We start from the raw sequence: 1,323 nt of genomic DNA, 5'->3' as shown, positions 1-1,323 counted from the left end.
TCCCTGTTCCCTTACAACCCAAATTTCTTGTCTTAACCAAAAGACATAGCGCTATAGATAAAAAAACAATATTCCGTATTTATTGCCTCCCTATTGCAGGATGTACTCATAACTAATAACTGGCAACTGACAACTGATAACTGAAATGGCACTCGCTGTTGTTAAAAATTCAATAATTAGCTAAATTCTCTGCTGTATAATACAATTTCTCAAAAAGAATGCGATACTTATGCAAGACTTCAATGAATTAAGTAATTAGTAGGATTCAATAACGTGAAAAGGGATTATTAGCCACCTAATGTGTTATATCATGTTCCCCCTCCGGGGGAGCTACGAATTGCGGATAATCAGTTATAAATAAAATTTAAGGACTGACAGTACCGACGGTACCAAAGAAATAATGAAATTATCTTTACTTTTCTCCAATATTTCCTCTTTTTGCCCTTTTTTTCCCTCCTGACTCCTGAGTTCCCCTCCTGGGAGGGGGAGGGGCGAGGGGTGGGTTGACTCCTGAAAACTCACAACATTTATTTATAAGTATTCAACTGAACATGATATTAACTATTCTTATGTTTACTACTCCCCATCTCCCCATCTCCCCATCTCCCTCACTCAAGAAAACATAGAAAAGTTTTTGAGATTTGCTATAATTCCCAGAGCAAAATTTAATCTACAAGATTAACATTTTACGATCCTTAAACCTTCTCTGAAGTGAGCAACAGTCGTGACTACTGCTACTACAAAATAAAAAATTCTAATCGCCCAAAAACACAAACTAATTGCCCAAGAAATAACCCCTGGTGGAACTCCTATCAGACTCACAAACTTTGAATTAACACTCTTTTCCAATCTATCTAAATTATTCATCTGTACTTTTTTATCAGGTAGGATAGGAAACTGAGCAGTATATAAATAGAAGCCATAAATACCATCATTACCTACCCTTTGATTTAAAAATGAATTAGCTAGTAATTCCGCTCCATCAAGAGATAAATTTTCGTTATTTGCTACCTGTTCTACCCAAATATCATATCTCACCATTTGAGTCGTGAGAAAAATTATTGGCACTAAAATTATTAATAGAATTGCACTCACATAACGACCTAAATACTTAGGTAAAAAAATACTTGCTAAACCAAAACCCATTCCCACAACAGCAAAAGCAACAATATTAAAAAGTTCAACTATTTCTATTCCTCTTAAAAAATCGCCAAAGAGAATTAAACTATATAAAAATCGATCCGCTAATTTGACAGATATAATTTTGGCAGAAATTATTGTGCTAAAAATAAATGAAGTACAAAATATATAAATAGATAATTT

Annotated in this window: 1 protein-coding gene; it reads right to left on the bottom strand. The window is 33.7% G+C overall.

All coding sequences use genetic code 11. The features are described 5' to 3' along the window. Positions 1-678 precede the first annotated feature (678 nt). Positions 679-1,323 (bottom strand): hypothetical protein (locus tag F6K13_RS33545; RefSeq protein WP_287289986.1); only part of this gene is annotated, 645 nt, incomplete at its 5' end.

This window comes from Okeania sp. SIO2B9 (assembly GCF_010672505.1).
Classification (GTDB): Bacteria; Cyanobacteriota; Cyanobacteriia; order Cyanobacteriales; family Microcoleaceae; genus Okeania; species Okeania hirsuta.
The sequence above is the reverse complement of the archived record's forward strand: the minus strand, read 5'-3'. Positions and strand labels throughout refer to the sequence as shown.